Source organism: Marinobacter sp. NP-4(2019) (assembly GCF_003994855.1).
Lineage (GTDB): Bacteria > Pseudomonadota > Gammaproteobacteria > Pseudomonadales > Oleiphilaceae > Marinobacter.
In genome coordinates this window covers 2,426,890-2,449,319 of sequence record NZ_CP034142.1, presented here as the reverse complement: position 1 = coordinate 2,449,319, position 22,430 = coordinate 2,426,890, and the positions used below count along the sequence as shown (strand labels likewise).

The 22,430-nt window shown below is 57.0% G+C and carries 19 protein-coding genes; 17 read left to right on the top strand and 2 right to left on the bottom strand.

The features are described 5' to 3' along the window. Positions 1 to 42 precede the first annotated feature (42 nt). From EHN06_RS11140 to EHN06_RS11125, 4 genes are all read left to right on the top strand, one after another. On the top strand, positions 43 to 1,110 hold the full coding sequence (locus EHN06_RS11140; protein ID WP_228257481.1) for a patatin-like phospholipase family protein: 1,068 nt from the start codon (positions 43 to 45) through the stop codon (positions 1,108 to 1,110). 90 nt (positions 1,111 to 1,200) lie between these two features. Beyond that, a complete protein-coding gene (prmB, locus tag EHN06_RS11135; RefSeq protein WP_127332647.1) occupies positions 1,201 to 2,103 on the top strand; it encodes a 50S ribosomal protein L3 N(5)-glutamine methyltransferase in 903 nt (300 codons plus the stop codon). Between the two features lie 36 nt (positions 2,104 to 2,139). Next, complete coding sequence (gene aroC, locus EHN06_RS11130) at positions 2,140 to 3,234, top strand: chorismate synthase (RefSeq protein ID WP_127332646.1); 1,095 nt, start codon at positions 2,140 to 2,142, stop codon at positions 3,232 to 3,234. Continuing rightward, entirely contained in the window at positions 3,231 to 4,406 is a 1,176-nt protein-coding gene (locus EHN06_RS11125) for an MFS transporter (protein WP_323053029.1), read from the top strand. The genes aroC and EHN06_RS11125 overlap by 4 nt, the downstream gene beginning before the upstream one ends. A gap of 7 nt (positions 4,407 to 4,413) precedes the next feature. Here the strand turns inward: EHN06_RS11125 and EHN06_RS11120 are convergent, their stop codons facing one another. Together EHN06_RS11120 and EHN06_RS11115 are read right to left on the bottom strand one after the other, a co-directional pair. Further along, positions 4,414 to 5,559, bottom strand: coding sequence for a PilT/PilU family type 4a pilus ATPase (locus EHN06_RS11120; protein ID WP_127332645.1), 1,146 nt, complete (start codon positions 5,557 to 5,559; stop codon positions 4,414 to 4,416). A 68-nt stretch (positions 5,560 to 5,627) separates the two neighbouring features. After that, positions 5,628 to 6,500 carry a LysR family transcriptional regulator gene (locus tag EHN06_RS11115; protein ID WP_127332644.1) on the bottom strand — a complete coding sequence of 291 codons (873 nt, stop codon included), beginning with the start codon at positions 6,498 to 6,500 and terminating at the stop codon, positions 5,628 to 5,630. 369 nt (positions 6,501 to 6,869) lie between these two features. Here EHN06_RS11115 and leuC point away from each other — a divergent pair, with 369 nt between their 5' ends. The 13 genes from leuC (at position 6,870) to EHN06_RS11050 (ending at position 22,395) form a co-directional block, all read left to right on the top strand. Then, entirely contained in the window at positions 6,870 to 8,288 is a 1,419-nt protein-coding gene (leuC, locus tag EHN06_RS11110; RefSeq protein WP_127332643.1) for a 3-isopropylmalate dehydratase large subunit, read from the top strand. Between the two features lie 16 nt (positions 8,289 to 8,304). Next, positions 8,305 to 8,952, top strand: coding sequence for a 3-isopropylmalate dehydratase small subunit (gene leuD / locus EHN06_RS11105; protein ID WP_127332642.1), 648 nt, complete (start codon positions 8,305 to 8,307; stop codon positions 8,950 to 8,952). Positions 8,953 to 9,065: 113 nt separating this feature from the next. Further along, positions 9,066 to 10,139 (top strand): 3-isopropylmalate dehydrogenase, encoded by a 1,074-nt coding sequence (leuB, locus tag EHN06_RS11100; protein WP_127332641.1) that lies wholly within the window; start codon positions 9,066 to 9,068, stop codon positions 10,137 to 10,139. 128 nt (positions 10,140 to 10,267) lie between these two features. Beyond that, positions 10,268 to 11,383 (top strand): aspartate-semialdehyde dehydrogenase, encoded by a 1,116-nt coding sequence (asd, locus tag EHN06_RS11095; RefSeq protein ID WP_127332640.1) that lies wholly within the window; start codon positions 10,268 to 10,270, stop codon positions 11,381 to 11,383. A 383-nt stretch (positions 11,384 to 11,766) separates the two neighbouring features. Next, positions 11,767 to 14,988, top strand: a complete 3,222-nt coding sequence (locus EHN06_RS11090) for a FimV/HubP family polar landmark protein (protein ID WP_127332639.1) — start codon at positions 11,767 to 11,769, stop codon at positions 14,986 to 14,988. A gap of 104 nt (positions 14,989 to 15,092) precedes the next feature. Beyond that, on the top strand, positions 15,093 to 15,986 hold the full coding sequence (gene truA / locus EHN06_RS11085; protein ID WP_127332638.1) for a tRNA pseudouridine(38-40) synthase TruA: 894 nt from the start codon (positions 15,093 to 15,095) through the stop codon (positions 15,984 to 15,986). A gap of 10 nt (positions 15,987 to 15,996) precedes the next feature. Then, positions 15,997 to 16,626: a phosphoribosylanthranilate isomerase gene (locus EHN06_RS11080; protein ID WP_127332637.1), complete on the top strand. Its 630-nt coding sequence runs from the start codon at positions 15,997 to 15,999 to the stop codon at positions 16,624 to 16,626. Continuing rightward, entirely contained in the window at positions 16,613 to 17,827 is a 1,215-nt protein-coding gene (trpB, locus tag EHN06_RS11075; RefSeq protein WP_228257277.1) for a tryptophan synthase subunit beta, read from the top strand. Before EHN06_RS11080 ends, trpB begins: the two co-directional genes overlap by 14 nt. Positions 17,828 to 17,867: 40 nt before the next feature. After that, the gene (trpA, locus tag EHN06_RS11070; RefSeq protein WP_127332635.1) at positions 17,868 to 18,680 is read left to right on the top strand and encodes a tryptophan synthase subunit alpha; all 813 of its coding nucleotides are present in this window, start codon (positions 17,868 to 17,870) and stop codon (positions 18,678 to 18,680) included. 46 nt (positions 18,681 to 18,726) lie between these two features. Then, positions 18,727 to 19,653 (top strand): acetyl-CoA carboxylase, carboxyltransferase subunit beta, encoded by a 927-nt coding sequence (gene accD / locus EHN06_RS11065; RefSeq protein ID WP_127332634.1) that lies wholly within the window; start codon positions 18,727 to 18,729, stop codon positions 19,651 to 19,653. After that, complete coding sequence (gene folC / locus EHN06_RS11060) at positions 19,637 to 20,938, top strand: bifunctional tetrahydrofolate synthase/dihydrofolate synthase (protein WP_127332633.1); 1,302 nt, start codon at positions 19,637 to 19,639, stop codon at positions 20,936 to 20,938. Before accD ends, folC begins: the two co-directional genes overlap by 17 nt. A gap of 139 nt (positions 20,939 to 21,077) precedes the next feature. Further along, positions 21,078 to 21,731, top strand: a complete 654-nt coding sequence (locus EHN06_RS11055; RefSeq protein ID WP_127332632.1) for an SPOR domain-containing protein — start codon at positions 21,078 to 21,080, stop codon at positions 21,729 to 21,731. A gap of 94 nt (positions 21,732 to 21,825) precedes the next feature. After that, positions 21,826 to 22,395 carry a CvpA family protein gene (locus tag EHN06_RS11050; RefSeq protein ID WP_127332631.1) on the top strand — a complete coding sequence of 190 codons (570 nt, stop codon included), beginning with the start codon at positions 21,826 to 21,828 and terminating at the stop codon, positions 22,393 to 22,395. The last annotated feature ends 35 nt before the right edge of the window (positions 22,396 to 22,430 follow it).

Below are 22,430 nucleotides of genomic sequence, written 5' to 3'. Positions count from 1 at the left end.
GCTCCCTCTGCCGAAACGCCAGCGTCATCTGAAAAGAAAGCCCTGAAGCCGGGGCATGGTAAAACCGTAGCGTTGACCCTGGGTAGTGGTGGTGCCCGGGGCTATGCCCATATTGGTGCCATTGAGGTCCTGGAAGAGCGGGGCTATGAGGTTATTGCCATCTCCGGGTGCTCCATGGGGGCTCTGATCGGCGGGATGTATGCGGCCGGGAAAATGAAGGACTACAAGGACTGGGTGACAGGGCTTGGTCAATTTGATGTTCTCAAGCTGTTGGACGTTACGTTTAATTCCGTGGGTGCCATTCGAGGTGAGAAAATATTCTCGGTCGTGCGGGACATGTTGGGAGACACCCGCATTGAGGATCTGCCCATTGCTTATACAGCAGTCGCCACGGATTTGCTGGCGCACAAGGAAATCTGGTTTCAGGAGGGGCCGCTGGATCAGGCTATTCGCGCTTCCGTTGCCATTCCCAGTGTGGTGACGCCCCTGGTTCTTAATGGCCGGGTTCTGGTGGATGGTGCGCTGTTGAACCCGCTTCCCATTATCCCCACGATTTCCTCCCATGCTGACATGATCGTGGCGGTAAACCTCAGTGGTGAGGATGAGCGTCGTCGGCGAATTCCCGATGCCGCCTTCAGCGAGTCCGGTGAGGGGGAAGATGGCGATACGGAAGAATGGGTGGATGTGATCCGCGAAAAAGCGTCCCGCTGGTTTGACTGGGATGCGATCAAAACGTTTAGCAGTCGGAAAGGGGGCGCTTCATCGGGCGATAGCCCTGAAGACAAGATCAGCAAGGCGGTGGAGAAAAAACGGGCAGACAAAATTCAGGATGACCCGGACCTGGTTCATGAAACTATCGATTGGGACAAGCTGGGCATTGGTAAGTTCGATGTCATGAACCTGACCATCGAAACCATGCAAAGTGCGCTGGTCCAGTACAAAATTGCCGGCTACCCACCGGATTTGCTGGTCAACGTGCCGAAAAATGCGTCCCGCAGTTACGATTACCACAAGGCACCGGAGTTGATTCAGCTGGGGAGAGAGCGAATGGCCGCTGCCCTGGATCGTTACGAAGAGAATCGTACCAGCTCCGGCCCACTGGCAGTGTGACCCTGCGTGATACGCCAGGGCTGCAGTGAGCTGCCCAAACAGCGTATAATGCCGGCCAGACACGCATCTTCACACAGGAATCCGAACTACGTGACCAGCCCTATTGATGACCTGCATACTGTCAGGGACTTCCTGCGGTATGTTTCTTCCCGGTTCTCCGCTTCAGAGTTGTATTTCGGCCATGGCACGGACAATGTTTGGGATGAGACGGTGCAATTGGTGATGCGCAGCCTGCATCTGCCACTGGAAAATAATACCCTGTTCCTCGATGCACGCCTGACCCGGGAAGAGCGCGAACTTATCATCAGCCGTATGCGCAGACGCATTGAAGAGCGGGTGCCCCTGGCCTATTTGTTGGGTGAGGCCTGGTTTATGGGAATGCCTTTCAATGTGGATGAGCGCGTACTGGTTCCCCGTTCTCCCATTGGCGAACTTATTGAGCGTGGTCTTCAGCCCTGGCTTGGTGAACATCCCGTGACGCGTGTCCTTGATCTTTGCACGGGCAGCGGTTGTATTGGCATTGGCATGGCCACGGTATTTGATGACGCGGAAATTGATCTCTCGGATATATCATCGGATGCCCTGGAGGTCGCCCGATCCAACATCGAGCTTCATGGTTTGGGTGATCGGGTGCGTACGGTGCAGTCGGATGTCTTCGACGGCATTGAAGGGCGCTACGACGTTATCCTGAGTAATCCGCCCTATGTCGATGCCGAAGATATGGCGGGTATGCCTGATGAGTACCGCCATGAGCCGGAACTTGGGCTGGCTGCCGGAAATGACGGTCTGGATATTGCCCACAGGATCATCGCCGGCGCCTCGGATCATTTGAACCCGGGCGGACTGCTCATTGTTGAGGTGGGCAACAGTTGGATTGCGCTTGAACAGGCGTATCCGGATTTGCCGCTGACCTGGCTGGACTTCGAAAATGGTGGTGACGGCGTCTTCCTGGTGACCGCCGAGGACCTTCAGCAGTGGCAGGAAAAATCCTGATAATCTTTTTATAAACCCTGGATAAGATACTGAATCATGTCGGGAAACACCTTCGGAAAATTGTTTACAGTCACCACCTTTGGTGAAAGTCACGGGGCCGCTTTGGGGTGCATTATCGACGGTTGCCCTCCAGGGTTGGCGCTGTCCGAGGAGGATATGCAGCGGGACCTGGATCGCCGCAAGCCCGGAACCTCCCGACACACCACCCAGCGCCGCGAGGCGGATGAGGTGAAAATCCTTTCCGGGGTGTTCGAGGGCAAAACCACGGGGACACCGATTGGGCTGGTGATTGAGAATACCGATCAGCGCTCCAAGGATTACTCCAAAATTTCCGAACAGTTCCGACCGGCCCACGCCGATTACACCTATGCCCACAAGTACGGTATTCGCGACTACCGTGGTGGTGGCCGGTCCTCGGCCCGCGAGACGGCCATGCGGGTCGCGGCGGGCGCCGTTGCCAGGAAGTTTCTGGAGCAGCGCCTGGGTATCCGGATTCGTGGCTATCTGTCACAACTGGGACCGATCAAGGCAGAAAAACTCGATTGGGATCAGGTGCACCAGAATCCCTTCTTTTGCCCCGACGCTGACAAGGTGGCGGAGATGGAAGCCTATATGGATGCCTTGCGGAAGGAGGGCGATTCCATTGGTGCCAGGATTAACGTAGTGGCGGAGGGTGTGCCTCCCGGACTGGGTGAGCCGATCTTTGATCGCCTGGATGCGGATCTTGCCCATGCACTGATGAGCATTAACGCCGTTAAGGGTGTGGAAGTCGGTGCCGGTTTTGGGTGTATCGAGCAAAAAGGCACCGAACACCGGGATGAGATGACGCCCGAAGGATTTTTGTCCAACAACGCCGGCGGCGTGCTGGGAGGCATATCGTCTGGCCAGCCGATTGTGGCCAGCATTGCCCTGAAGCCGACATCGAGCCTGAGGTTGCCGGGACGTAGTATCGATGTTCACGGCAACCCCGTGGAAGTTATTACCACCGGGCGACATGATCCTTGCGTAGGCATTCGGGCAACGCCGATTGCAGAGGCGATGATGGCCATTGTCCTGATGGACCACTACTTGCGCCATCGTGGTCAGAACGGCGATGTGGAGGTCTCTACCCCGGTTCTCGGCCAGCTCTGAAGGCAACCCGAAGGGTTATTGTTATCTACTGGCGGCTGTCAAACCTCTATTTCTGGTTTTTTGCCCTCCTGGGAGGGCTTCTTCCCTATTGGTCCCTTTACCTTGAGGGGCAGGGTTTTTCCTACCTCCAGATCGCCACGCTGATGGCGACGATCCAGCTCACCAAGATTATTGCTCCCAGCGTGTGGGGCTGGTTGGGGGACCGGTCCGGTCAGCGAGTTCGGCTGGTGCGGTTTGGGGCGATTACCGGTTCTCTGTTTTTTGCCGGTGTTTTCCTGGAGCCAGGATTCTACGGCCTGCTGCTTGTGATGCTGGCATTCACCTTCTTCTGGAATGCCATCCTTCCGCTCTATGAAGTGATCACCCTCAGAACCCTGGGCAAGCAAAAGGACAAGTACGGCAAGGTCAGGCTGTGGGGCTCTGTCGGGTTTATCGGCGCCGTGGCTCTGGTCGGCGGGATTCTGGAATGGGTGCCTGTCCAGAAGCTGCCATGGCTGCTTCTGCCGGTGTTTGCCGGGATAGCAGTGTCGGCCTTTCTGTTGCCGTCAGAACCTGGTGAACGCACGCCAGCAGCGCCCAGGGGTAGTCTCAAGGCAATTGTTACCCATCCGGCAGTGGTGTCGTTTTTCTTGATGAACTTCCTGCTTCAGGTGTCACACGGGGCTTACTACACCTTCTTCAGTATTCATCTTGAGCAGCATGGCTATGGCAAGCTGTCCATTGGCCTGTTGTGGTCTCTTGGGGTGGTGGCGGAAATCGGATTGTTTCTGGTGATGCACCGGCTGTCCCGAAACTTTTCGGTTCGTCAGATTGCCATTGGCGCATTGACGCTCACCATGATCCGCTGGATGTTAATTGCCGAGTTGACGGACGTCGTCGCTGTGCTGCTGTTTGCCCAGCTGCTGCATGCGGCATCTTACGGCGCGCTGCATGCCATCTCGGTGCAATACATTCAGGGCTTCTTTGGTCAGCACCATCATGGCCAGGGGCAGGCGCTCTACAGCGGACTGACGTTTGGTGCCGGTGGTGCCGCAGGTGCGTGGTTGTCAGGTTTTCTGGTGGAGGGTATCAGCACGTCGGCCGCATTCTGGGGTGGGGCGGTGGCAATGATGGTGGCTATTGTTATCACCTGGCGGGGGCTCCGGCCCCCGCCAAAGGCTGATAACGCCTGACGCCGGGTTATTCCGGCTCGTCTTCTTCGTCTTCCTCGATCTGCAGTGAGAGCCCGCTTCCGGTCGGTCCGGCCGACTTGCCGGATTCGCCATCCTGGCCGTGAAGCTTGATCTTCAGGCGAAGGTTGTTGGCGGAATCCGCGTTCTTCAGTGCTTCCTCCTCGGAAACCTTGCCTTCTTTCCACAGGTTGAACAGGGCCAGATCGAAGGTCTGCATGCCTATGTTGGCCGACTTTTCCATGATTTCCTTGATGCTATCCAACTCTCCGCGAAGGATAAGTTCGGAAATGGTCGGCGTACCCAGCAGGATTTCGATAGCGGCACAGCGCTTCTTGTCGACCGTGGGTACCAGCCGCTGGGATACAAAGGCCTTCAGGTTCATGGCCAGATCCATCAGCAGTTGGGGGCGCCGTTCCTCCGGGAAGAAATTGATGATCCGGTCCAGGGCCTGGTTGGCGTTGTTGGCATGGAGGGTGGAAATACACAGGTGACCGGTTTCGGCGAAGGCGAGGGCATGCTCCATGGTTTCCCGGTCACGGATCTCACCAATCAGAATGACATCGGGAGCCTGGCGCAGGGTGTTTTTCAGCGCCTTGTGAAAGCTCCGGGTGTCCACGCCGACTTCCCGCTGGTTCACAATGCATTTCTTGTGACGATGGATGTACTCAACGGGGTCTTCAATGGTGATGATGTGGCCCGAGGAATTGGAGTTCCGGTAATCGATCAGGGCCGCCAGAGAGGTCGATTTACCGGAGCCGGTAGCGCCGACAAACAGCACCAGGCCTCGCTTTGCCATCATTACATCTTTCAGTACGGGCGGCAGCCCCAGATCATCGGCATTGGGGATTTCGGTGACAATGTTCCGGGCAACGATGGAGATTTCATTGCGTTGACGGAAGATATTAACCCGGAAGCGCCCGACATTGCGGATGCTGTAGGCCAGGTTCATCTCGAGTTCCTGTTCAAACTCCGACACCTGCTCATCATCCATGATCTGGTAGGCAATGTCCTTGATCGCCCCCGGGGCAAGGGGTGTTCGGTCGATTGGCTTCAGCGTGCCATGAAACTTGGCGCAGGGCGGTGCGCCGGTACTCAGGTAAAGGTCAGAGCCATCATTCTTGGCCAAAATTTTCAGATAATCATCAAATCCCATGAAAACTCCCCGAAATCCAGGATAGTTGCAGTTGCAAACCGGAATGTTGTTATCGACGTAAAAATGGTTCAGATGTCTTCCTCGGCTTTGACCACCTCAAGCAGAGCCTTGGCGGCATTGCTGAGCTGACGACCGGAAAGACCGACGGCACCGAGTACCCGCGTGACCGGAAACCCGATGTCCAGGCGATGGACGCTGTTATCCATCATGCTCACTGGCAGAACGCTCCAGCCAAGCCCGACACTGGTCATCATCTTGATGGTTTCAAGATAATTGGTTGGCATCTGTGGATGCAGGGGCAAATTGGCCTCCAGGAACAGGCGGCTGACGACCCGATAGGTTGCCGTCGTGGTGTCAGGCAGCAATGCCGGATGCGCCGCGAGATCCTGCAACCCGGGAGATTCAAGCCCCGCCAGTGGGTGTTCAGGCCCGACCACAAACGCCATGGGATCGGGCCATTGTTCGTATACCATGAAATTTCCTTCCATACTGTCACTAAGTGTGACAAAGGCCAGCTCCGCATTGCGTTTGCGCATCTGCTCGTAGGCCGCATCCGATTCCATGAACTGCAGCTTCCATGACACATCTGGATATTCACGGGTAAACCGGCGCAGCCAGTTTGGCAGGTGATGGAGCCCGATATGGTGGCTGGCGATGATCTGCAGTTCGCCTTCTACCTGTCCGGAATCCGGCGACAGCGCCACCCGGGCATTATGAATCTCATCGAGAATCTTGCGGGCATGGGGGAGCAACCTCGCACCGGCGTCGGTGAGCCGAATCTGACGGTGACTGCGATCAATCAGTGAAGTGCCGAGCTGGTTTTCGAGAGCCGCCAAGCGTTTGGAAATAGCAGGCTGAGTCAGATGGAGGATTTCAGCGGCTTCAGAAAATGAGCCCTGATCAACGATTGTTATAAATGCCCTTAAAGAATTGGAGTCCATTTGGGAACCCTTGTATCGCCTGAATCGGTGGCACTCGGAGCCGGATAAGCGGGGCGGGTGGCACTCTCCAAAACCGTTGAGGGCCAGGGACGGCCCGAAACGAACGCACATGGGTGAAACAAGCGTTTATGAAGCGAAGCTTCATGCGCAGCTGAACGACAGCAATCTAAGATTGCTGGCTGGACCCGCTTGCGGGGGCTCGTAGTGTGTTTTGGAGAGTGCCGCCCGCCCCGCGTTTACGCAAAAATAGGATATGCCAAGAAGGAATGCAAAGAATAAAAAACATGAATTGAGGTTATCCAGTGCGGAGCGGTAAGATAGCCCCATAGAGAGTTATAACCAGAAACCCCCAGAGAATGAGAGAGAACCATGGCGGGCAAGACCTTATACGACAAATTGTGGGACGACCATCTCGTCAAACAGCGGGACGACGGCTCCGCATTGATTTATATCGACCGGCAGTTGCTTCACGAAGTGACGTCGCCCCAGGCCTTTGAAGGTCTGCGCCTGGCCGGCCGTAAGCCGTGGCGGATTGATGCCAACATTGCTACACCGGATCACAACGTGCCAACAACCGACCGTGACCGGGGCGTTGAAGGCATAGTGGACCCGGTGTCCCGCATACAGGTCGAAACCCTCGACAAGAACTGCGATGAGTTCGGCATCCTCGAATTCAAAATCAAGGACCAGCGCCAGGGAATTGTCCACGTTATTGGTCCGGAGCAGGGTGCCACTCTGCCGGGTATGTCCATTGTCTGTGGTGACTCCCACACCTCCACCCATGGGGCCTTCGGCTGTCTCGCCCACGGTATTGGCACCTCGGAAGTGGAGCATGTGTTGGCCACCCAGTGCCTGGTCCAGCAAAAGATGAAAAACATGCTGGTCAGGGTGAACGGCAAGCTTGGGCCCGGCGTTACCGGTAAAGATGTCGTACTGGCCATTATTGGAAAAATTGGTACCGCAGGTGGTACCGGGTACGCTATCGAGTTCGGCGGAGAAGCCATTCAGGGGCTGAGCATGGAAGCCCGCATGACCATCTGCAACATGGCCATCGAGGCCGGTGCTCGTGTTGGCATGGTGGGCGTGGATGATACCACCATCAATTACGTAAAGGACCGCCCGTTCTCGCCCAAAGGCGAGCAGTGGGAAGCCGCCGTTGACTACTGGCGTACCTTGCATAGTGACCATGACGCAGAGTTTGACAAAATTGTGGAGCTTGATGGTTCCGCTATCAAGCCGCAGGTCAGTTGGGGCACCTCGCCGGAAATGGTGGCCGGTGTGGATGGCAATGTACCCGACCCCGAGAAAGAAGCGGATCCCATCAAGCGTGAAGGCATTGTCCGTGCGCTCAAGTATATGGGGCTTCAGCCGAACATGCCCATTACCGATATCAAGCTGGATCGTGTGTTTATTGGCTCCTGCACCAATAGCCGCATCGAGGATCTCCGTGAAGCGGCAGCGGTAGTGAAGGGGCGCAAGGTGTCCCCGACGCTCAAGCAGGCAATGGTGGTGCCCGGATCCGGACTGGTGAAAGCTCAGGCAGAACAGGAAGGTCTGGACAAGATCTTCATCGAGGCTGGTCTGGAGTGGCGCGATCCGGGCTGTTCCATGTGTCTGGCTATGAACGCCGACAAACTGGGGCAGGGCGAGCATTGTGCATCCACCTCAAACCGGAACTTTGAAGGCCGTCAGGGCTTTGGTGGTCGGACCCACCTGGTCAGCCCGGCCATGGCCGCGGCGGCGGCTGTCACCGGCCACTTCATTGATGTCCGCGAATTGATGCACTGATCCACAGGAGAGAACCATGCGCGCATTTACGCAACACCAGGGCATTGTCGCCCCCATGGACCGTTCCAATGTGGATACGGACATGATTATTCCCAAGCAGTTTCTGAAATCCATCAAGCGCACGGGGTTCGGGCCGAACCTGTTCGACGAACTGCGCTATCTGGATGAAGGCAAGCCGGACCAGGACTGTTCCCAGCGGCCGATCAATCCGGACTTCGTGCTGAACCAGGACCGGTACAAAAACGCCAGCGTGCTTCTGGCCCGTGCCAACTTCGGTTGCGGTTCCAGCCGGGAACACGCCCCCTGGGCACTGGATGATTATGGTTTTCGGGTGATTATCGCGCCCAGCTTTGCCGATATTTTCTACAACAACTGCTTTAAGAATGGTCTGTTGCCTATTGTTTTGGAAGAACAAGTGGTTGATCAACTTTTCCAGGAAGCCGAGGCGCAGGAAGGTTATCAACTGGCGGTGGACCTTGAGGCGAAAACCGTGACGACGCCGTCCGGGGAGTCCTTCAGTTTCGAGGTGGACGATTTCCGTCGGCACTGTCTGCTTAACGGGTTGGACGACATCGGTGTCACGCTGGAAGATGCGGAATTGATCAGGTCCTATGAAGAGAGCCGCCGGAAAACCGCTCCCTGGTTGTTTAATGCCGGTAATTGAGGGGCTCAGCGTCGGATTACGCTTTCGCTAATCCGACCTTCAAGAACCCAACAGTAGGTCGGATTAGCCGAAGGCGTAATCCGACAAACCAGCAATGTTTACAAGGAAAAAACATGTCCAGAACTGTATTAATGCTGCCAGGTGATGGCATCGGCCCGGAAATCGTTGCGGAAGCCGAGAAAGTGCTTCACAAGATCAATGAAAAATTTGAACTGGGTCTGACCTTTGAGTCCGGGCTGGTCGGTGGTGCGGCCATCGATGAAACAGACAGTCCGCTGCCCGATGACACTCTGGATAAAGCCCGCAAGGCAGATGCGATTGTGCTTGGCGCCGTGGGTGGCCCGAAGTGGGACAGCCTGCCAATGGCCAAGCGTCCGGAGAAGGGGCTGCTGGGGTTGCGCTCCAATCTCGAGTTGTTTGCCAACCTTCGTCCGGCCATTCTCTACCCGCAACTTGCATCGGCGTCTTCGCTGAAGCCGGAAGTGGTCTCAGGTCTGGATATCATGATTGTTCGGGAGTTGACGGGCGGTATCTATTTCGGCCAGCCAAGGGGCGTGCGTGAGCTGGAAAGTGGTGAGCGCCAGGGTTACAACACATACGCCTACACCGAATCGGAAATCCGTCGTATCGGTCGGGTAGCCTTTGAAGCAGCCCAGCAGCGTGGCAAAAAGCTGTGCTCCGTGGACAAGGCCAACGTACTGGAAGTGACGGTCCTGTGGCGGGAAATAATGAATGACCTGCGGCGGGAGTATCCGGACGTTGAGCTGTCTCACATGTACGTTGATAACGCGGCCATGCAGCTGGTTCGTGCCCCCAAACAATTCGATGTGATTGTGACTGGCAACATGTTTGGTGATATTCTTTCGGACGAAGCGGCTATGCTCACCGGCTCGATTGGCATGTTGCCATCGGCGTCGCTGAACTCCGAAAAGCAGGGCATGTACGAGCCTTGTCACGGTTCGGCGCCGGATATTGCCGGTCAGGGCGTGGCGAATCCGCTGGCCACAATCCTCAGTGCTGCGATGATGCTGCGATACAGCCTGGGCGAGGAAAAAGCCGCAGATAACATTGAGGCGGCGGTCAGCAAGGTACTGGACCAGGGGCTTCGCACCGCGGACATTATGTCCGAAGGGGCGAAAAAAGTGTCCACCCGGGAAATGGGTGAGGCGGTTCTGGCGGCTCTGTAAGTCGCACCCCGGGTCACAGCATTTGAGACCCGACGGTAACGGGATGCAGTTGCCGCGGGATCATCCATCCTGTCCCTGCCAGCGATAAAGGTAGCGGGCGGGCATAAAACGAGGTTCAAAGGTCGCACATGAAGCGAGTTGGACTTATTGGCTGGCGTGGCATGGTGGGTTCTGTCCTCATGCAACGCATGCGTGAAGAAAACGATTTCGCGGATATCGAACCGGTATTCTTTACCACATCCCAGGCCGGAAAGCCGGCACCGGACGTGGGTAAGGAAGGCGTTCCTCCCCTGCAGGACGCGTTTGATATCGATATCCTTAAAACCATGGATGTCATCGTCACCTGTCAGGGCGGCGATTACACCGGCGAGGTCTACCAGAAACTGCGTGACGCAGGTTGGGAAGGCTACTGGATCGATGCGGCATCCACATTGCGGATGGTTGATCATTCCGTGATTGTTCTGGATCCGGTCAATCGCAACGTTATTGACGAAGCTCTGGACAAGGGCGTCAAGGACTACATCGGCGGTAACTGCACCGTGAGCCTGATGATGCTGGCCCTGGGCGGTTTGCTGGAGCAGGACCTGATCGAGTGGGTATCGCCGATGACCTATCAGGCGGCTTCCGGTTCCGGTGCGCAGAACATGCGGGAGCTGCTCAACCAGATGGGTGAGCTGAACAACAGCGTCAAGAGCGAACTGGAAGATCCGTCATCCGCGATTCTGGACATTGACCGCAAGGTGACTGAAACCATGCGCTCCGACGGCTTCCCGACCGAGCACTTCCAAGTGCCCCTGGCCGGTAGCCTGATTCCGTTTATCGACAAGCAGCTCGATAATGGCATGAGCAAGGAAGAGTGGAAAGCGGGCGTCGAGACCAACAAGATTCTGGGTCGTTCAGACAACCCGATTCCCATCGATGGTATCTGTGTCCGGATTGGCGCCATGCGTTCTCACAGCCAGGCGCTGACTATCAAGCTGAAGAAAGACCTGCCGGTTTCCGAGATTGAGTCCATCCTGGCGAAGGCCAACGACTGGGTGAAAGTCATTCCCAATGACCGCGACGCGACCATTGAGGAACTGACTCCGGCGAAGGTGACAGGCACCCTGAGCGTGCCGATCGGTCGTATCCGCAAGCTGACCATGGGGCCGGAATATATTTCCGCGTTTACCGTGGGCGATCAGCTGCTGTGGGGCGCCGCCGAACCGCTGCGCAGGATGCTCCGGATCCTCCAGGAGCGCTGAAGGCTGTGTAACAGTTGGTATTAAATGCCAACTGTGTCCGGTTTCAGAGAACCGGTCAGGGGCGGAGGCTGAAATCAGTCTCCGCCCCTGTTATTTTTCAAGAGCGGATTTGTAGGTGTTAATACTTGGGTTAGGCTACTCTTTTCCGTACCGGCAAAGCCGATCATCGTTCGGTAACAGTAAGTTCCGTACCTTTTATAAAAAAATGGTACAACGACTGATGCTGATTGATTGATAAAACGGGCTTTATCAACAATACTTGGCCCACTGAAAATTAAAAAAATTACACAACAACTATAGAAAACCAGACGGAAGTCATCCAACCTCATCCGATTCTGTTTGAGAAAGCAGTAACGAATAACGGAGACTGGTAAGGAAAAAGCATGAAGGTACGCAAGCTTGCGGTTGCCCTGGCTCTGGCGGGAGGGCTCGGTTCCGGTGTCGCACAGGCCCTGGGGCTGGGTGAAATTGAACTGCAGTCCTATCTCAATGAGCCTCTGGACGCGGATATCAATCTGCGTAAAAGCCAGGGAGTTGATCCTGACGATGTGTTCGTCAATATCGCCTCTGAAAACGATTACCAGAGAGTGGGTATTGATCGGAACCATTTCCTTACCAAACTTCAGTTTGAGGTCACGACCGGCAGCGACGGCAGCCTGATCGTTAATGTGTCCTCCAGGGAGCCTCTCCGGGAGCCGTATCTTAATTTCCTGCTGGAAGTGACCTGGCCAAGCGGTCGCCTGATGCGCGAGTACTCGGTGCTGGTAGATCCACCTGTGTACGCTGAAGAGTCGGGAATTCAGGAGCAGGTTGCTGCCCCGTCCACTAGCCAGACATCGACGCCCGACACAACCAGTCCCCGGACAGCGCCAAGTACCGAACAGGGAGCCGCCGGCCGTGTAACCCAGCGAACTGCGGGCAGCCCTCGTACCCTCGGGCCTACCAACTCGTCCGATACGCTCTGGAAAATCGCAGAACGTGTCCGTCCGGATGACGGCGTATCCATGCAGCAGGTCATGCTCGCCATTCAGGATCTCAATCCCGATGCTTTTATTGGCGACAACATTAACCGTCTCAAGCGTGGTGAAGTCCTCAGAATTCCGGATCGGGATCAGATCCAGAGTCGCAGTCGTGCCGAGGCCAATCGCCAGGTCGCGGTCCAGAACAACGAATTTTCCAGTCCCACCCGAACCGTTGATGCGACCGAGCCGCGTGCTCCTGACGCAGAAGTGTCAGGTCCTGAAAGTGCTGGCGGTGATGAACTCCGCCTGATTGCAGCCGATGACTCCGGCAGCCGCGATAGCGAGGAAGGTGGTTCCGCTGGTGGTGATGGTCAGACGGCCGGTGGTGTTGATGCCGGGTCCGCTGTGGCCATGGAGGAACTTGAAAGCGCCCGTCGGGAGAATCAGGAGCTGAACAGCCGCGTTGAAGACCTGCAGGATCAGGTGGAAACCCTGCAGCGGTTGCTCGAATTGAAGAACAGTCAGCTCGCTGACATGCAACAGATGGGGGGCGAGGATGACGCCCCGGTTGCAGAGCAGGAGGCGGGAGATGACGCCATGGAGGACGAGTCCATGGCAGCCGCTGAGCAGCCTTCCGCTCAGGACGACGCGGAGCAGCCGGGCGAGGGCGGTCCGGAAGTCGCAGGTGGTGAGCCAGGTACCACAGCCGGTACTGGTGAGAGTGCTGAAGAGATCGCCAGTGCCGGGGACGCAACCGATGCTGATGGGGCTGAGCCCGGAGAGGAAACCGCCGATTCCGCTGCTGATATGGCTATCGCCGACGATGGCGAGACTACTGCTGATGAGGACTTGGTCGCCAGCGAGGAAGCTGATATGGCCGGCGAGGAAACATCACCTGCAGTGGATGGTGGAGCGCCGCAGACCGAAACGCAGCCATCGGGCTCTCAGCCAGATGCTGGCGAGGAAACTGCCGGGCAACCGGCTGCGCCGGCGCAAGAATCAGCCAAAGGTTTTCCCGCGAATATCATTGATGCGATTACCAATAACACGATGTATCAAATTGCCCTCGGGGGCGGTCTGATCCTGCTGTTGTTGTTACTGCTTCTTTTAGCCCGTCGCAACGCCAATCGCGAGAAAGCATTTTATGATCAGCTGAACGGCGAAGAGGGGGAGGCTGACTCGATTGATCTGAGCCTTGAAGACGAAGATGCCGCCGGGGCATCCGCAGATGACCCGATGACGGAGGCAGAATCCTACCTTGCCTACGGCCAGACAGATAAGGCTGTCCAGACACTGGAAACGGCCATTTCCCGTGAACCCAGCCGGACCGATCTGAGGCTGATGTTGCTGGGCGTGTATGCTGACGCTCAGGATCGGGACTCCTTTGATAAGCAGTTCCGGGAAGTTGAGGCGCTTGAGGATGACAGCGCTACCAGGGAAGCCGTTGCACTGCGTGAAAAGCTGGAAGAAGCGGAAGCGATGCCCAGCATCGATGATCTGGAATCCCAGTTGCGCTCTGACTCCTTTGGGCGGGAAGAGGACGCAAGCGTGGAAGAGTCCCTGGCAGCGGACGACGATGCGGAGTTGACCGATGAAACTCGCAGCGATCAGGCGGAATCCGGTCAGCCGGAACAAGCCGCGGACGAGTTTGAGGATCTGGACGTTGATTTCTCCGACCTCGAATTAACCGAGTCGTCGGACGAAGAAAAAAAAGCCGAGGCTGAATCCGACAATAGCATGATCGAATACGACCTGTCTGGTCTGGAAGATTCTGCCGAGGATGCAGTTCCCGAGACTGGGAGTAGCGAGTCGGAAGAGACGTTCGATTTTGACCTTGAGGAGTCCGCCGACGCTTCCGACGATTTGTCCGACGAGTTATCTCTGGAGGATTTTGAAAGTCTTGATGCCGATCTCACCGCGGATGACTCTTCAGAGCAGGAGGAGTTGCCCTCCTTTGAGGAGAGCAAAGAGACGACAGACCAGGAAGGCGAGGGGCTTGGAGACCTTGACGAGTCGTTCCTGGATGAGCTGGACGCAGAGCTTGATAAGGTTGCTGGCGAGTCCGAGGATGATGAGTCCCTGACCGGTGAGGAATCAGCCCTGGACGATCTGGAGCTGGACGTCTCCGATGAGGATCTGGCGTTGATGGAAGAGTTTGCGGATTCCGGGGATACCGAGGAACCCCAGGAGACCACCCCGGAGCTTGATGAGGAGCTTGACCTGGAGGATTCGCTGATGGATAAGGAAGGTGAGACGCCGGAGGAGCAGGCCTCCGCTGAAGAAAGCCTTGAGGCCTTCGAAGGTCAGGAAGAGGAGTTGCCGGACCTTGGCGAAGCTGACAAAGTCGCCCCGGAGGAACCTTCATCCGAAACTGACCTGGAGCCACCTGTAGCCTCTGATTCTCTGGATTCAGGCGCCCGGAAATCAGCCGTTGACGACATTGATGAGTCCGATCTCGGTGACGATGACGATTTTGATTTCCTTGCCGGTACCGATGAAGCAGCCACCAAGCTTGATCTGGCCAGGGCCTATATCGAGATGGGAGATGTGGACGGTGCCCGCGATATCCTCGAAGAAGTGGCACTGGAAGGCGATGATGATCAGAAGGCCGAGGCGCAGGATCTCCTTAAAAATCTGTCCTGATTCGTTATAATCAGGGTTATCGAACGCAGAACGCCGGCTCCCGGGACAGTGTCCCGGCTAAAGTCGGCGTTTTGTTTTGTTAGACCGGTTAGTCGGATTGTCACTTGTTCCTGAACCCGCAAGCACTTACCACTGAAAATGCCATTGGCGATGGCCGTGTCGTTCTGGCCTTTGAGTACGACGGCCGCTCCTTCCACGGCTGGCAGATGCAAAAATCCGGTGTGCGGTCAGTCGAGGCTGAATTGGCGAGGGCAGTGGCGAAAGTCGCCGATCATGAGGTGGACCTGGTTTGCGCCGGGCGAACCGATGCCGGTGTCCATGCCAGCTACCAGATCGCGCATTTTGACACCAGGTCGGTACGCAACCTGCGGTCGTGGGTAATGGGCATAAACACGGCGTTACCTTACGATATTGCCGTGCATTGGGCGGGAAACGGCGTTGGTGATTTTCACGCCCGGTTTTCCGCCACCTATCGCCGGTATCGCTATGTGATTTATAACCATCCGGTCAGGCCCGGTATTCAGCGGGGCCAGGTCAGTTGGACCTTCCGGCCGCTGGATGCTGACAGGATGAACCAGGCGGCGCAGTTCCTGCGGGGTGAGCACGACTTTTCTTCGTTTCGCGCGGCTGGATGTCAGTCCCGCACTCCTAATCGCTTCATGGAGCACATCCAGGTAAGCCGAAAAGGCGAGTTTGTCGTAATAGATGTTCAGGCCAACGCGTTTCTGCACCATATGGTCAGAAACATGGCCGGGGCGTTGATGGCAGTTGGAATCGGGGAGCGACCTGTCGACTGGATTCGTGAGATACTGGATGCCAGAGACCGGACGGTAGCCGGGGTAACCGCTCCTGCGTTCGGGCTTTACCTGGTGGATGTGGGGTACCCCGAGCGGTTCGGGATACCGTCAGCACTGTGTGGCCCCGGCTTTCTCCGTCCCTGGTTTGAATCCGGGGATAACCGGCCACGGCAACCCACGTGGACTCATCGAACCAATTGAACCAAGGCCTATGAGAACCCGAGTCAAAATCTGTGGCATAACCCGTCCCGAAGACGTTCGCGCTGCTGCCCGGGCGGGCGCGGATGCCCTGGGTCTTGTATTTTATGAGCCCAGCCCCCGGTCTGTAAGTCCGGCCCTGGCGAAGGATCTGGTGTCGTTTGTGCCGGCCTTTGTCGGGGCGGTGGGGTTGTTTGTGAACCCGGAGCGGGAGTGGGTTGAGCAGGTTCTGAACACCGTGCCCCTCGACCTTCTCCAGTTCCATGGTGACGAGTCCCCGGAGTTTTGTGCCAGTTTTGGCAAGCGTTGGATCAAGGCGGTTCGCGTTCGTCAGCCGGGAGATATCGAGGCCGCGTATGAGCGCTATCAGAGTGCCAGTGGATTGTTGGTTGACGCCTGGGACCCCGAGCGTTATGGCGGTACTGGCAAGAGCTTCAACTGGTCACTGATTCCGGCCAGTCGCCCGCTGCCCTTGATATTGGCCGGCGGGCTGGCATCTGATAATGTTGCCAGCGCCGTAGAGCAGGTACGGCCCTGGGCTGTGGATGTCAGCGGGGGTGTGGAGAGCAGCAAGGGCGTGAAAGACAGCGCAAAAATTTCCGACTTTATAAACGAGGTTCACCGTGTCGATGAAACTGACTGAAGAAATGCTGAGCGCACTTCCGGATGCACGGGGTCACTTCGGTGCCTACGGCGGACGGTTTGTGTCGGAAACCCTGATGGATTCCCTGATGACGCTGGAGAAAGAGTACCTGCGGCTGAAAAAGGATCCTGAGTTTCAGAAAACCTTTGATGAGGATCTGGCAAACTACGTGGGCCGTCCCAGCCCCCTGTATTTTGCAGAGCGCCTGACCCGCGAGACCGGTGGTGCCCAGATCTGGCTCAAGCGGGAAGACCTGAACCACACCGGTGCCCACAAAGTTAACAACACCATTGGCCAGGCTCTGTTGGCCAGTTTCCTGGGCAAGAAGCGTGTCATTGCCGAAACCGGCGCCGGTCAGCACGGGGTTGCGACAGCCACGGTTTGCGCGCGCCTGGGGCTTGAGTGCCATGTATTCATGGGCTCGGAAGACGTCAAACGCCAGTCTCTGAACGTGTATCGGATGAAGCTTCTGGGTGCCGAGGTCCATTCGGTGGAAAGCGGCACCAAGACACTGAAAGATGCCATGAACGATGCCATGCGTGACTGGGTGTCCAACGTGGATGAAACCTTCTACATCATCGGTACGGTCGCGGGCCCGCACCCTTATCCGTTGCTTGTCAGGGATTTTCAGTCGGTGATTGGCCGGGAAACCCGCCGGCAGTCCCTTGATCAGGCCGGTAAGCTGCCTGATGCTCTGGTGGCGTGTGTGGGTGGTGGCTCTAACGCCATTGGTATGTTCTATCCGTTCCTCACGGATGAGAACGTGCAGATGTACGGGGTAGAGGCCGGTGGCCTGGGTATCGAATCCGGCCAGCATGCGGCGCCACTGTGCGCGGGCCGTCCGGGTGTGCTCCATGGTAACCGGACCTATCTGATGGAAGACGACAACGGCCAGATCGCCAGTACTCATTCTGTAAGTGCGGGCCTTGATTACCCGGGCGTTGGACCCGAACACAGCTGGTTGAAGGACATCGGGCGCGCCCGGTATGTGTCAGTGACTGATGACGAAGCTCTTGACGGGTTCCGTAAGCTGACCCGGGTTGAGGGCATTATGCCAGCACTGGAATCTGCCCATGCCGTGGCCTACGGCGTGAAACTCGCGGCCACCATGGACAAGGATCAGGTACTCGTGATTAACGTCTCTGGCCGTGGCGACAAGGACATACATACCATTGCCCAATTGGATGGTATTGAAGTCTGATCATTGGTAAACACTCAGTGTACAAGAGACAGGAGCAGGCATGAGTCGAATTGAAGGGGTGCTCAAGTCCCTGAAAGGGCAGGGACGCAAGGCGCTGATCCCTTACATCACAGCGGGCGATCCGCACCCGGATCAAACCGTGGGTCTGATGCATACCCTGGTGGAGGCCGGCGCGGATATTATCGAGCTGGGTGTGCCGTTCTCTGACCCCATGGCCGACGGTCCGGTGATTCAAATGGCCTGCGAGCGGGCCCTGAAGCACGGTACTTCGCTACGCCAGGTGATCGCTATGATCAAGCAGTTCAGGGAAACTGATGACACCACTCCGGTGGTGCTGATGGGCTACCTGAATCCCATGGAGGCCATGGGGTACGAGGCCTTCGCGGATGCAGCAGCTGACGCCGGGGTAGACGGCATCCTGACGGTGGACCTTCCACCGGAAGAGGCGGATGACGTTGCGCCGTTGTTTACCGCCCGCAACCTGGATGCCATTTTTCTGTTGGCTCCGACCACCACGGATGAACGTATTCGTTCAATCAGCGAGCACTCCTCCGGGTATGTGTACTATGTTTCATTCAAGGGGATTACCGGTGCTGGCAAGATAGACGTGGACGAAGTGGCTTCCAGGGTCGCTCATATCCACGACATCACCGCACTGCCAGTCGGCGTTGGTTTTGGTATTCGTGATGCTGAAACCGCAGCGGCAATTGGTCGGGTATCCGATGGTGTAATTGTTGGCAGCGTATTGGTCGATACAATAGCCCGAAACCAGGCAGATTCCGATCAGTTGAAACGGGCGTTGACGGATCTGCTCCACCCGATGCGAGAAGCACTGGACGGTCTGGCTTCCTGATTTTGAGGAAACCGGGCGGGCAGGCATCACAGGACAGGATGAGAACATGAGTAACTGGCTGGACAAAATCATGCCGAGCAAAATTCGCTCGGAATCCAAGCAGCGCACAGGCGTACCTGAAGGGTTGTGGAAGAAGTGTCCCAAATGTGGCGCTTTCCTCTACAAACCTGAGCTTGAGAAGAATCTGGATGTCTGCCCCAAGTGTAATCATCACCTGAGGGTGAATGCCCGTCGCAGACTGGATATATTCCTGGATGCGGACGGCCGGGAAGAGATTGCAGCGGAGCTGGAACCCTGGGACCGTCTCAAGTTCAAGGACAGCAAGCGCTACAAGGATCGTCTTGCCCATGCTCAGAAGGCGACGGGCGAGAAAGATGCGCTGGTCGCCATGAAGGGCAGCACCCTTGGCCTGCCTCTTGTAGCCTGTGCTTTTGAGTTCAACTTCCTTGGTGGCTCCATGGGGCAGGTTGTGGGTGAGAAGTTCGTGCAGGCGGCGAATGTCTGTCTTGAAGAACGTATTCCCCTGGTCTGTTTCTCCGCCAGTGGTGGGGCACGCATGCAGGAAGCCATCCTTTCCCTGATGCAGATGTCGAAAACAGCGGCGGTGCTGGAACGCATGAAGCAGGAAGGCATTCCCTATATTTCGGTGATGACCGACCCAGTGTTCGGTGGGGTGTCCGCAAGCCTGGCCATGCTGGGTGACCTTAATATTGCGGAGCCTAACGCCCTGATCGGGTTTGCCGGCCCGCGAGTCATTGAGCAAACTGTTCGTGAGAAACTGCCGGAAGGTTTCCAGCGCAGCGAGTTCCTGTTGGAGCATGGTGCCATCGACATGATTCTCCATCGCCACCAGATGCGCGAGCGTATCACCCATGTGTTGGCGAAATTCACCGGCCAGGATAAGCCGGCAACGGAAGCTCCGATAGAGTTTGAAGTGACTGAAAGACCGGAAACCGATGCCTCCGAAAGCTGACCACCTCTCCAGGCGCCCGGAATCCCCGGGTGCCGGAGCCACGCTGGATCAGTGGCTTTCCTACCTCGAAGCGATTCACCCCGCGGAAATTGATCTCGGCCTCGATCGTGTGCTGATGGTGCTGCGCCGGCTTTTCCCGCGCAAACCGAAGGCACGCATCATTACCGTTGCCGGCACTAACGGAAAAGGCAGCGCAGTGGCCTGCCTGGAGGCCTTGTTGCTGGCCGCAGGCCGGACGACCGGAGCCTATACCTCGCCGCATCTCCAGCGTTATAACGAGCGGGTGCGGGTAAATGGCAAAGACATTGGGGATGAGGAATTGATTGCGGCCTTCGCTGAGGTGGAGGCTGCCCGTAAAAGCGTCACACTGACGTACTTCGAATCCGGCACCCTGGCGGCGTTTGTGCTTCTGGCCCGGGCCGGGGTCGAGGACTGGATTCTGGAAGTCGGGCTCGGTGGTCGGTTGGATGCCGTTAACGTACTTGACCCTGACCTGGCGATCATCACGTCTGTGGATATTGATCATGTCGCATTCCTCGGCAATGACCGGGAGACTATAGGCTTCGAGAAAGCGGGCATCCTTAGACCCGGGATACCGGCAATCTATGCAGATATCGATCCACCCCGGTCGGTCCTGCAGCAGGTTGCGGCCCAGCGTGTGGCGCTGCAGCGCCTGGATGAAACCTATTATGTGGACAACACTGGCAGCGAAGTCGTTCTTCGTTTCAGGGGTAGCGATCTCGCACTATCGCTTCCCACGGTGCCGTTGCCGGTAAACAGTGTTGCTGCTGCGGTGGCTGCCTTTCGGGAGCTCGAACCGGATCGGCCGCTTGATTCTGTAGCCGGGGTGATTGCTCGGGTCCGGGCTCCAGGGCGCTTCGAGAAGCTGGCCAGCCATCCCGCCGTTTACGCAGATGTTGGTCATAATCCCCATGCTGCCCGCTGGCTGGCGGCTCGCCTGGAATCCATGAAGTCGCCGGCGGCGCGTTTACTCGCCGTCTATGGCGCACTTTCGGATAAGGATGTTGAGGGAGTTGTTCAGGCCATGTCGCCGGTCGTTGATCAATGGTATCTGGGCGGGCTGGACTGTCCTCGTGGTCTGCCAGTTGAGGCGCTTGGAGAGCGGGTTGCATCAGCCGGTTCCGGGCTGGATATCATTGAGTGCACCACTGTATCCGGCGCGCTCCAGGCGGCACTGGAGAGTGCAAACCCGGATGACCTGATTATCGCCTTTGGATCCTTCTTCACTGTCGCGGAGATTCGTCGATTCCGGGAGGTGGAGTAACAGGATGGCCAGGATTCTGCCTTAAAGTTTGGTCATCCCCGAGGGGAGGCTTTGAGTTCTCCCTGGCAGGCGGTTAGTATCAGGCCTGATTGCCAACTTCCATCGCCGCCAGTGAGAAAAAAACAGGGGACATCAAGACGTGGACGGACTGAAGCAAAGAATAATCGGAGCATTGGTACTGGTTTCTCTCGCGGTTATTTTTGTGCCTATGCTCTTTGATGAGCCCCATTCCGAACGCACCTCCCGTTCGATTAATATCCCGGAAGAGCCGCCGTTCCCGGAAGTCGATGCGCCCGAGCCCCCGGCAGCGGACGCTCCGGCTTATCGCCTGGAGGAATCAGGTGAGCCTGAACCGGATGCCCAGCGCCAGGTGCAGCGCGTTGATGAGCCGGCGGAACCGGTATCGGAAGCACAGCCAGAGCCGGCCCCCCAGACTGAACCTGCGGAGCCCGTAGCGCAGGAATCGGCGGCGCAGGAGCCTGCGCCCACGCCCGAACCGGAAAATCAGCAAAGCGACCAGCAGGCAGATTCCGCCGAGTATGCCGGCTCACTCGAGGGTGCCTGGGTTGTTCAGCTTGGCAGCTTTGGCAGTGCAGATAACGCTCGCAACCTCCGCAACAAGGTCCGTGACCAGGGCTACAATTCCCATCTCCAGGAAATCCAGCGCGGTGATACGACCCTGACGCGGGTCTTCAGCGGCCCGTTTGCCGAAAAGGCAGAGGCTGAGCGGGCCAAACGGGCACTGGATCGCGAATTCGGTTTGAACAGTCTGGTCACCAGCGGAGGCAAGTAAGGTCGCTTGCCGAAGGCATAATGGAAAACCGGCAGTTTGGTGCGGGGGCGTTTCCTGTTAGAATTCGCGCTTCAATATAACCACCGGGTTTTTCATGGAAGCGCTGATCTGGATTGACTGGGTCATCATAGCCCTAATCTCCGTATCCACTCTAATCAGCCTCAAGCGGGGCTTTGTTAAAGAAGCCCTGTCGCTTGTCACCTGGGTCGGCGCGTTTATTATCGCGCGGACGTTTCACCCCCAGATGCAATCTTTGCTGGAAAGCACTGTCGAAACCCCACTGGTTCGGCTTGTCGCGGCATTTGCAATACTGTTTTTTGGCACACTGATCATCGGCGCCATTATCAACAACATGATTGGCCATCTGGTCCGTGCGACCGGGCTGTCCGCCACTGACCGTGTGCTGGGCATGGGCTTCGGTCTGCTTCGTGGGGTGGTGGTGGTGATTGTGGGGATAGCATTCACCCGCTATACCCCACTGGCTCAGGACACCTGGTGGCGAACGTCCATCATGATTGATCGGCTGGCCGTCGTGGAAGATTGGTCCAGACGTACTCTCGGGGATGAATTTGCCCGATTCCTGGGGCCGGCGGACGAGGGCGCTGCCAGTCCCGATAAACCTCAGCAGAAAGAAGGCGTGGAACCTGTTTCCGCGTCCCGCTAACATTCAGTAATAACGCTTCGGAGATTACCGTATCC

Coding starts and splice junctions, on each gene's coding strand:
- leuC (WP_127332643.1), top strand. CDS start 6,870: ATGGCGGGCAAGACCTTATACGACAAATTGTGGGACGACCATCTCGTC.
- trpA (WP_127332635.1), top strand. CDS start 17,868: ATGAGTCGAATTGAAGGGGTGCTCAAGTCCCTGAAAGGGCAGGGACGC.
- EHN06_RS11050 (WP_127332631.1), top strand. CDS start 21,826: ATGGAAGCGCTGATCTGGATTGACTGGGTCATCATAGCCCTAATCTCC.
- trpB (WP_228257277.1), top strand. CDS start 16,613: ATGAAACTGACTGAAGAAATGCTGAGCGCACTTCCGGATGCACGGGGT.
- EHN06_RS11120 (WP_127332645.1), bottom strand. CDS start 5,559: ATGGGATTTGATGATTATCTGAAAATTTTGGCCAAGAATGATGGCTCT.
- leuB (WP_127332641.1), top strand. CDS start 9,066: ATGTCCAGAACTGTATTAATGCTGCCAGGTGATGGCATCGGCCCGGAA.
- asd (WP_127332640.1), top strand. CDS start 10,268: ATGAAGCGAGTTGGACTTATTGGCTGGCGTGGCATGGTGGGTTCTGTC.
- accD (WP_127332634.1), top strand. CDS start 18,727: ATGAGTAACTGGCTGGACAAAATCATGCCGAGCAAAATTCGCTCGGAA.
- EHN06_RS11115 (WP_127332644.1), bottom strand. CDS start 6,500: ATGGACTCCAATTCTTTAAGGGCATTTATAACAATCGTTGATCAGGGC.
- EHN06_RS11090 (WP_127332639.1), top strand. CDS start 11,767: ATGAAGGTACGCAAGCTTGCGGTTGCCCTGGCTCTGGCGGGAGGGCTC.
- EHN06_RS11080 (WP_127332637.1), top strand. CDS start 15,997: ATGAGAACCCGAGTCAAAATCTGTGGCATAACCCGTCCCGAAGACGTT.
- folC (WP_127332633.1), top strand. CDS start 19,637: ATGCCTCCGAAAGCTGACCACCTCTCCAGGCGCCCGGAATCCCCGGGT.
- aroC (WP_127332646.1), top strand. CDS start 2,140: ATGTCGGGAAACACCTTCGGAAAATTGTTTACAGTCACCACCTTTGGT.
- leuD (WP_127332642.1), top strand. CDS start 8,305: ATGCGCGCATTTACGCAACACCAGGGCATTGTCGCCCCCATGGACCGT.